This window comes from Aeromonas dhakensis (assembly GCF_000820305.1).
In the GTDB taxonomy this organism is placed as follows: Bacteria; Pseudomonadota; Gammaproteobacteria; order Enterobacterales; family Aeromonadaceae; genus Aeromonas; species Aeromonas dhakensis.
Genome location: NZ_CDBH01000034.1, coordinates 46,514 through 56,414 on the forward strand (window position 1 = coordinate 46,514; position 9,901 = coordinate 56,414).

General features: G+C 60.8%; 7 protein-coding genes and 1 rRNA gene. All 8 read right to left on the bottom strand.

Annotated features, from left to right (window positions below):
• Positions 1–29 precede the first annotated feature (29 nt).
• Positions 30–1,001, bottom strand: coding sequence for a bile acid:sodium symporter family protein (locus BN1143_RS08585; RefSeq protein ID WP_042050296.1), 972 nt, complete (start codon positions 999–1,001; stop codon positions 30–32).
• A 211-nt stretch (positions 1,002–1,212) separates the two neighbouring features.
• Positions 1,213–2,649 carry an amino acid permease gene (locus tag BN1143_RS08590; RefSeq protein ID WP_042050297.1) on the bottom strand — a complete coding sequence of 479 codons (1,437 nt, stop codon included), beginning with the start codon at positions 2,647–2,649 and terminating at the stop codon, positions 1,213–1,215.
• Positions 2,650–2,815: 166 nt separating this feature from the next.
• Positions 2,816–3,154: a tRNA-binding protein gene (locus BN1143_RS08595; RefSeq protein ID WP_041214113.1), complete on the bottom strand. Its 339-nt coding sequence runs from the start codon at positions 3,152–3,154 to the stop codon at positions 2,816–2,818.
• A 76-nt stretch (positions 3,155–3,230) separates the two neighbouring features.
• On the bottom strand, positions 3,231–4,676 hold the full coding sequence (locus tag BN1143_RS08600; RefSeq protein WP_042050298.1) for an amino acid permease: 1,446 nt from the start codon (positions 4,674–4,676) through the stop codon (positions 3,231–3,233).
• Between the two features lie 102 nt (positions 4,677–4,778).
• A complete protein-coding gene (locus BN1143_RS08605; protein WP_042050299.1) occupies positions 4,779–5,234 on the bottom strand; it encodes a beta-galactosidase subunit beta in 456 nt (151 codons plus the stop codon).
• Entirely contained in the window at positions 5,231–8,305 is a 3,075-nt protein-coding gene (ebgA, locus tag BN1143_RS08610; protein WP_042050300.1) for a beta-galactosidase subunit alpha, read from the bottom strand. Before ebgA ends, BN1143_RS08605 begins: the two co-directional genes overlap by 4 nt.
• A gap of 321 nt (positions 8,306–8,626) precedes the next feature.
• Complete coding sequence (gene ebgR / locus BN1143_RS08615; protein ID WP_017783352.1) at positions 8,627–9,592, bottom strand: transcriptional regulator EbgR; 966 nt, start codon at positions 9,590–9,592, stop codon at positions 8,627–8,629.
• Between the two features lie 154 nt (positions 9,593–9,746).
• Positions 9,747–9,861: ribosomal RNA gene (gene rrf / locus BN1143_RS08620) — 5S ribosomal RNA — on the bottom strand.
• Positions 9,862–9,901 lie beyond the last annotated feature (40 nt).

The window sequence follows — 9,901 nt, forward strand, 5'->3', positions numbered from 1 at the left end:
ATGGCCTCCCTCTTTTTTATCCCGATGGCTTACCCCTCCTGCACCTGGGGCACCGCCTCCTGCTCGCGGTAGCGACGGGCCAGCACGGCGCACACCATCAGCTGGATCTGGTGGAAGATCATCAGCGGCAGCACCATTACCCCGACGCTGGCGGCCGGGAACATGACGTTGGCCATGGGCACCCCGTTGGCCAGACTCTTCTTGGAGCCGCAGAAGACGATGGTGATCTCGTCCGCCCTGTTGAAGCCGAGGCGGCGGCTGATCCAGACGTTCCAACCCAGCACCAGAGCCAGCAGCACACAGCTCAGCAGCACGATACTGGCCAGATCGTACCAGCCGACCTGGTGCCAAATCCCCTGCACCACCGCCTCGCTGAAGGCAACATAGACCACCAGCAGGATGGAGCTCTGATCCAGCTTGCCAATGAGCGGCCGGTGGCTGTCGACCCAGCGACCGATGAGGGGGCGTGACAGGTGCCCCACCACGAACGGCAGCATCAGCTGCACCATGATGGCCTGAATGGAGTGCCAGGTGTCGACCCCCTCCCCCTGTACATTGATCATCAGCCCCACCAGCACCGGCGAGAGGAAGATGCCGAGGATGCTGGAGGCCGAGGCGCTGCACACCGCCGCCGACACATTGCCGCCAGCCATGGAGGTGAAGGCGATGGCCGACTGCACAGTGGCAGGCAGGGCGCAGAGGTAGAGGAAACCGAGGTAGATGGCCGGGCTCAGCCAGTGGGGCACCAGTGGCGTGAGCAGCAGCCCCAGCAGCGGAAACAGCACGAAGGTGCTGGCCATCACCACCAGGTGCAACCGCCAGTGGCCGAGGCCCGCCAGCAGGTTCTGGCGCGACAGCTTGGCACCATGCATGAAGAAGAGCAGCGCCACCGCCAGCTTGGTCAGCAGACCGAACCAGACGGCCACCTGCCCCTCGCAGGGGAAGAAGGAGGCCAGCGCGACCACCACAATTAGTACAGAGGTAAAGGGATCCAGACGCACGAGCGGTCTCCGGTGAAAGCAGATCCCGTCCCCTCGCGGGGCCGGTGATCGGGGACGACAGGAAACACAACAGGAGCTGTGGCACAGCTCCTGTTGAAACGAATCCCCAGCTTACCCCGATAAGCGGGAGGCGCAAAGTTGAGCGCCCCCCCTTTATCTGCCGGAAATTAAGCAATCCCGGCTGGCCACCGGATCCGGCCAGCCTTGTGCTTCAACTCTGCTTGACCAGCTTGCCGCCAGCTGTGCCGGTGGCCTGCTTGCGGGCCTGGCGCTTCTCGAAGCGGGAGATCCACCAGTAGGCCAGCGCCGAGAAGACCGCGGTCATGAAGACGTTGATGAAGAAGGCGCGCACCAGATCCACCCCGCTCGGGAAGGCAGAGGCGCTCATGCTCACCACGAAGATGGCGATCAGCACCGACACCACCCCCATCCCGAACTTGCGCGACCCCATGCGGAAGTCGCGCGGGGTGTCGTCATGTTTCCAGCGGAACACGAAGTAGGCCACCATGATGAAGATCGGCGGCAGCATGGCGGTACCGGCGGTGAGGTTGATGGCGGTGTTCATCATCTGCTGCACCGACTCGGAGCCGAAGCCGTTGACCACCAGCATCACGAACACGAAGGCAAACTGCCACCAGGCGGCGCGTACCGGCACCCCGTGCTCGTTGAGCTGGGTGGTCTTCTCGCCGTACACCCCCTGCGGGATCTCGGAGAAGTGGATCTTCACCGGCGCCGAGGTCCACATCATCATGGAGCCGAACATGGCGATGAACAGCACCACGCCGACGAAGCGGCCCACCAGCGCCTCGGAGAGCCCGAAGTACTGGGCCATGCCGGTGAAGATCTCCACCATGCCACCGGCATAGGTGAGGCTCTCGCGCGGCACGAACACGTTCACCAAAAGGGAACCGACCGCATACATGGCACCGATGACGATGCCGGCGCTGATGATCACCTTGATGAAGGACTTCTGGCCCCCCTTCACGTCATTGAGGTAGGCCGCTGCCGTCTCGGCACCGCCCGCCGCCTGGAAGATCCAGCACATGATGCCCAGCGTCGCCCAGTTGACGGTGGGAGTCATCGCCTCCAGGGTGATGGGCTGGGCCGGCACATGATCGCCACTCAGGGCCATCAGGGCACCCAGCACATAGATGGCGAACAGGGCAAACACCCCGTAGGCCACGATCTCGGCAATCTTGCCGAGCCAGCTCGCCCCCTTGGTGGAGATATGGGTCGCCGCCGCAAACAGTACGATGGAGATGACTGAAGTGACCATGGGCGAGAAACTGTACTCGTACCCCAGCATGGCGTAGGAGGCGTAGGCGATGACGTTGGGCAGCAATGAGACGAACCAGAACAGGTTCACGAACCAGTAGAGAAACGAGCCCAGATAGGCCATCCGGGTGCCGAGCGGTTTTTTCAGCCAGTCGTACATCCCCGACTCGGAGTTTTTATTGGCCGAGACGAACTCGGCGATGATGAAGACGAACGGGATGAAATAGACGATGGTCGCCAGCAGGAAGATGGGGGCGGAGCTGAGCCCCAGCTCGATGTTGTTGTTGACGATGTTGCGCACGTTAAACACGGCGGCAAAGGTCATCGACAACAAGGCAAACTTGCCTATGGTGCCGCGTACGGATTCAGACATGGTGTCCTCCAGTGGACTTGCGCTCCCTGCGGGGAGCGCTGTGACTCTGTGATGTGTTCGGCAAGGGTCTGTCGGCCCCGCGCTTTACTCTCTTGTTATGATCGGGCCGCGTGCACGGCCTCGTTGCTGAACCGGTACCGTCTCCCGCACCGGCTCGCAATACCATTCAGACGATCGGAGTGCCCGGCGCCATCGGCACCCGTGGTTGCAACAGCACGCTCTGGCTCTCGTCCGGGGTCTCGGCGCACAGCAACATGCACTCGGATCGCTCACCGCGCATTTTGGTGGGCTTGAGGTTGGTCAGTACCACCACCTCGCTGCCCATCAGCTCCTCTTCGCGGTAGTGGGGCACCAGACTGGTGACGGTCTGCAGCGGCCGCTCGCCCCCCACGTCGATCTGGACGATGTAGAGTTTGTCGGCCCCGGGGTGGCGCACCACCTCCAGCACCTTGCCCACCTTCATCTCGACCCGCTTGAATTCGGCAAACTCGATCGTCTCGCTCATGCTCTTCTCCTTATCTGGCTCAATGGGTTGCGGGTGGCCAACGGCCACCCGGTCTGATTGGGATTCAATGCAGTGCCTATGGCGCCTGCATGGCGACCTGCGCCGCCGGTTCGGCCTCTTTGGCGCGCGCCTCGGCGCTGAGGGAGGCCTCGTATCTGTTGTATTTCCACCAGGCGAAGCCGAGGAAAATCACGATGCCGCCCACGTTGTAGAAGACGATGGTCATGATGTCAGCGCCGGTCGGGAAGGTGGAGGCGAGGAAGCCCACCGAGAAGATGGCGATCAACACCGATACCACGGCGATGCCGGTAGTGCGCGAGCCCATCTTGAACTCCCGCGGCAGGTGATCGAGCTTCAGGCGCAGATTCAGGTAGGCCAGCATGATGAACAGCGGCGGCAGCATGGAAGCGGCAGCGGTCATGTTGATGACGGTGTTCATCAGATCCTGCGCTGTGTTGGAGCCCAGGGTCGGGATCACCATCAGCGGCAGCACTATGAGGTACTGGATCCAGGCTGCACGGGCAGGCACGCCGTTCTCGTTCAACTCGACCGTCTTCTTGCCGAAGATGCCGGCCGGGATCTCGGAGAAAAAGATTTTCACCGGGGTCGCCGTCCACATCAGCAGGGAGCCGAACATGGCGGTGAAGGAGACCAGCCCGACGAAGCGGTTCATCAGGATCTCCGGCAGGCCGAAATGGGCCGCCAGCCCCTCGAACACCTGCACCGAGCCGCCGGTGTATTTCAGGGTGTCGCTGTGGACGAAGACGTTGATCAACAGCGATGCGATGGAGTAGAGCACCCCGATAAAGATCCCGGCGACGATGATCACCTTCACGAAGGATTTGGAGCCGCCCTTCACGTCATTGACGTAGACCGCCACCGACTCGGCGCCACCGGCCGCCATAAAGATCCAGGTGGTGATGCCCAAGAAGGCCCAGCTGAAATCGGGGACCATGGCCTCTACCGTGATGGGATCGGCTGGTTGCACGCCGCCCACCAGAGCCGCGCCCGCCAGCAGGATGTAGGAGAGGGTCAGCAGCAGCATCAGGGACGAGGTCACCGAGGTGATGGGGCCGAGCATCTTGGCGCCGTTGGTGGAGACGTAAGTGGCAAAGGCAAACAGCACCATGCTCAAGGCCGTGGTCGCCACCGGGGTGAGAATGTACTCGTAGCCGAGGAAGGCATAGGAGGCGTAGGCGATAACCCGCGGCAGCAGCGAGGTGAAGAAGAAGAGGTTCACGAACCAGTAGGTGTAGGCGGAGATAAAGGCCCAGCGACCACCGAGGGAGCTCTTCACCCAGGCATAGACGCCCGCTTCGGAGTTTTTGTTCAGTGACACAAATTCCGCAATGATCAGGCAAAACGGAATGAAGTAAAAAATGGTGGCCAGAAAGAACATCGGGGCCGAGGCCAGACCGATCTCGATGTTGTTGTTGATGACGTTGTTGAAGCTGAATACCGCCGCGAAGGTGAGCGACAGCAGACCAAACTTGCCTATCGTATTGCGTTTGGAATCAGACATGGTGCATCTCCAGACCTGTAGTTATCTCAGCGAAAGGGCGGGGCATTAGTTGTAGGGTGAGCCCCGCCCTTCCGGCTTTGTCAGTGCAGAACCAGCGGCTTGTTATTTGTTTTTGAAGTAGCCGCCTTCGACGGTGACCTTGATGATCAGCTTGCGCACCGGGCTGTCGCCGACGAATCGGTAAGCCTCGTCGTTCTCGAAGATCACCACCTGGCCGTTGCCCACCTGCTGGCGCTCACGCACCTCGCCAGCCAGCCACTCGCGGTCTGTGGTGTCGTCATAGCCCTGCTCGACCCGCAGATCCGACTTGGCAGCCCACTCCACCGTCTCTGCCCCTTCCAGGTAGTAGTGAACGTCGAAGTAACGGCGCTGCCCCTCGAACAGGGAGGTGGCCGGGCTGGCCCCCTCCTGCAAGCGGTAGGTGAGGGAGTCACCGATGGAGTGGCAGATGCCGGGCTTGAGGTTGGCCAGGTTGTCGATGGCATCCACGCAGCGGCCCCACTTCTTGCCCTCCCGGTAGATGTTTTTGAACAGGGTCAGGTTGTCCAGGGTGATCATGCGAGGTTCCTCCCGCCGTTGATGGTGAGATCGAGCCCGGCCAGCGCAGCCGGATTGAGGTTGCCACGGGCGATAGGCAGCAGGGTCAGGCCGAAGCTGAACGGCTCGAAGCGCACCCGCCAGGAGTCCAGCACCTCGGATCCCCAGGAGTTGGAGCCGAGCCCCAGCACCTTGTGATCCAGATTGAGGGTGAGATAACCGCAGGGCTCCAGCTCGTTGATGTGCTGCGCCGCGTGGATATGCTCCCAGCTGTAGGGCCAGACGCTCAGGTTGATGGGGGCATCGGGCCGCACGTAGAGACCGGCGCCGTGACGGTTGGTCAGGGTCGCCCAGCGCACCTGCTGGCGGTTGCCGTTGTCCTGCGGGAAGGGGTAGTGCTCCCACATCTCGCCCACTGTGCTCTGGAAGCTGTCGATCCAGTTGCTCTGGCGGCTGTCCTGATAGTTTTCACCCGGCCCCATGCCAAGGTAGTGCACCCGGTCGAGATCCTGACGAATGCCCAGCTCGAAGCCGATCTTGGGGATGATGTCGTCATAACCGCCGTAGGGCTGACCGGACAGCGCCACGTGCAGCTGACCGTTCGGACTCAGGGTGTAGACGTAGCGGCAGCGCATGCCGAAGTCGAACACTGGCGGCGCAATCAGGCTCTCCACCGTCACCTCGACCGCCTTGCCCAGCTGACGCCAGTTCAAGGTGCGGAAGTGCTCCTGCATGATCTGCAGGTGGTTCGGGTGCCACAGGCTCTCGTACTCCTGCTTGTGGTTGTCGATCATCGGCTTGAAGAAGGTGAGGCGCGGCGCCCGCTCGATGAGCTCGATGCCATCCTGCTGCCAGCTCACCAGCTTGCCGTCGAGGCGCGAGAAGCGCAGGGCAAAGCCGCTACCGCTCAGGGTCAAGTCGAGCAGCTCATCGGCAATCTGCAACGGGGTTGCGTTGGGGTTGGCAAAGGGCTGCAGCTGGCGAGTCGATGCCTTCAGCTGGAACTGGTACTGGCCCAGCTCGTGCTCCGCCGCGCTGTAACGGGTGGCACTGGCCTTGATGACCCGCAGCTGGACGAAAGTCTCCCGCTCATCGAGAGAGGGCAACTCAAGCTGCAGCTCGGTAATGGCGCCGGGGGCCACCCCTTCCAGCCGGATTTGCTGACTAGCCAGCAGTTCGCCTTCCGCCTTCACCTCGACCAGCAGGCGGATGTCGTCCAGATTGGAGAACCAGTAGCGGTTTTCCAGCTCAAGCATGCCGCTCGCCAGATCCAGCGCGCGCACCTTGACCGGGCAGAGCACCTGCTTGTATTCGCGCAGGCCCGGCCCCGGGGTCTGATCCGGGTAGATGAGGCCATCCATGCAGAAGTTGTAGTTGTTGGGGTAGTCGCCGTAGTCGCCGCCGTACTTGTAGACCGGGCGCCCCTGCTCGTCCTGATCCAGGATGCCGTGATCGCACCACTCCCAGATGTAGTGACCCTGGATATGGGGATGACGGTCAAACACCTGCTGGTATTCGCTGAGGCCACCCGGGCCGTTGCCCATGGCGTGGGCGTATTCACAGAGGATGCGCGGCTTGGTCATAGGGAACTCGCCGAAGCAGTTCATCTGGGAGACGCGCGAGTACATGGTGCTCACCACATCCACCACCTCGGCATCGCGATCCTCTTCGTAGTGCACCAGCCGGGTCGGATCGATCGCCTTGCAGCGCTGGTACATGGCTCTGATATTGCAGCCGTAGCCGGACTCGTTGCCGAGCGACCAGATGATGATGGAGGGGTGGTTCTTCTGGGCGTGCACGTGGCGCTCGATGCGATCCACGAACACCGGCTCCCAGAAGGGGTCATCGGTGATGCGGCTGAGATCGCCGACGTTGGCAAAGCCGTGGGTCTCCACGTCGGTCTCCGCCATCACGAACAGACCGTACTGGTCGCACAGCTCGTAGAAGCGCGGGTCATTCGGGTAGTGGGCGGTGCGCACCGAGTTGAGGTTGTGCTGCTTCATCAGCACGATATCGCGTTCAACACGGTCCATGCCGACCGCGCGGCTCTTGAGGTGGTCGTTGTCGTGGCGGTTCACCCCGTGCAGCTTGAGGTAGTGGCCGTTGACGTAGAAGAGGCCATCCTTGACGGTGATTTCACGCACCCCGACCCGCTGCGGGATCACCTCCAGCAGCTCGCCCTGAGCGTTGTAGAGGGAGAGTTGCAGCTGATAGAGGTAAGGGTCTTCGGCGCTCCACAGATGGGGGTTGGCCAGATCCAGCGTGAAGCGGCAGTCGAGCTTGCCGTCGATGGCGAGATGGTCGAGCGAGCCGCTGGCGATCTCGCTGCCCTGATCCAGCAGCGACCAGACCAGACGGTGATCCTTGGCCGACTCGCCCAGGTTTTCGAGCTGGATATCACAGCTCAGGGTGGCGCTCTGGTTGTCGTCAGCCAGCGCGGTCTGAATGAAGAAGTCCTGCACATGGACCGCCGGTTTGCCCACCAGGTAGACGTCGCGGAAGATACCCGCCATCCACCACATGTCCTGATCTTCGATGTAAGTGGAGTCCGCCCACTGCATCACCCGCACCGAGAGCAGGTTCTCGCCGGTTTTGGCATAGGCGCTGATGTCGAATTCGGCGGTGAGGCGGCTCCCCTTGCTGAAGCCGACGTAGTGGCCGTTTACATAGACCTCGAAGTAGGTCTCCACCCCGTCAAACTTGATGATCACCTGCTCGCCGTCCCAGGCCGGGCTCAGCACGAAGCTGCGCTGATAGGCGCCGGTGGGGTTGTTGGTCGGCACGAAGGGCACATCGATGGGGAAGGGAAAACCCTCGTCGGTGTACTGCAGCTGACCATGCCCTTCCATCTGCCACATGTTGGGCACGGTGATCTGGCCCCACTCGTCCATGGGGCTGTGATAGAAGGCCTCCGGCACCTGCAGGGGGTGGTCGAAGTAGTGGAACTGCCACTGGCCGCTCAGGCTCAGAAAACGGCGGCTCAGCTCACGCTGCATGGTGGCCGCCAGCCCGTGGTCGGCATAAGAGAAGAAGTAGGCGCGCGGGGCCAGCCTGTTTTCACCAACGAATTGGACGTTTTCCCAGTTATTCACATGTCCTCCCGGAACAAGGCAACGTTAACTGGGTAAACCCTAGATAAACATTTACTAAATATCAGTTTTAGATCGGTAAAGTTTTAACCTGATCACAGTGAGTGGATGGTTTTGTGAGCGAGATCAGAAGCGGGAGACAAAGGAGGGCAAGGTATAGATGGGTGGCATGGATGTTGATAACAGCAGGCTGTGATGTAATCAAATTAACTATAAAACAATATGATATGAGTTTATTAGAAGATATGGGAAAGCGGTTTACTTAGGAGAGATATCGCACCACCGCAAGGTGGCGCGACTAAAAACAGAGGTATTTTACTAAAACTATCGTGTAGTACCGCGCAGAGTCAATTTGCTCGGTACCAGCACCCGCAGCGGAATGTCCCGCTCGTCACGCAGCCGTTCAACCAGCAGATTGACCCCCTGGGAGCCCATCAACTCGGAGTGGATCCGCACCGTGGAGAGGGGCGGAAAGGTGAACTTGGCGGTCGGGATATCGTTGACGCTGATAAGCTCGATCTGCTGCGGAATCGCCAGCCCCTTCTCGTGGATGGCACGCAGCACGCCGATGGCGATGGAGTCGGAGGCCACAAACAGTGCCTTGGGCCAATCCCCGGCCAGCATCTCTTTGGCCAACTTGTAACCGGAGGCGCTGGAGAAATCCCCACGATAGAGGTCGCTCTCCTGCACCACACCAAGGCGTTGACCGTAGTCGAGGAAGGCCAGTTCGCGCAGATCCGGGCCATCATCCTGACCGCCGATATAGCCGATGCGCTGGTGTCCCTGGGCCATGAAAAAATCCACGACCTGCTGGCTGATCAGCGCCAGATCCACGTCAATCGAGTCAAAGTCACCTTGAGAGCGGCAATCCACGAACACCAGCTGGGCAGAGAGGGAGTGCAGCGCGGCGAGACGCTCTGCGGGCAGATGGCCGATGACCAGGATGCCGTCGACGGCGGAGAGATCGCGCCCCTCGGCACCGTTGTAGAAGTGGGTCAGTTCGATGTTGAGGCGGGCGCACTGGGTCTCGATGCCGTAGCGGATGGCCAGATAGTAGGGATCGTTGACCTCGGTGCTCTGCGGGTAGGCATAGACCGCCAGGAAGTGCAGCTTACTCTTGTGAACCCCCTTGCGGGCACCGCTGGTCTTGTACTCCAGCCGCTCGGCGATCTCGAAGATCTTCTGCTTGGTCTCTTCCTTGACGCTCAGCGTCGGATCTTCATTGAGCACCCGTGACACGGTAGCCTGGGATACCCCCGCCTCCTGTGCAATTTCCTTCAACGTGGCCATGCATACTCCTCTGGCAATGACGCGCGACAACACCAGACCAAGAGTAACGGGCAACGTGCTGACATCCCAGCATTTTTACTAAAAGAAACCCATCATAACGGCAAATTTCCAATGCAAAAAGGCCTCCCGAATGGGAGGCCTCTTCTAAATGGGTGCCTGACAGTGTTCTACTCTCGCATGGCGAATGCCACACTACCATCGACGCTACCGCGTTTCACTTCTGAGTTCGGCATGGGATCAGGTGGTTCCACGGCGCTAATGCCGTCAGGCAAAAGCTGTACTACTTGAAAATGGTGCTGATACCCAGAA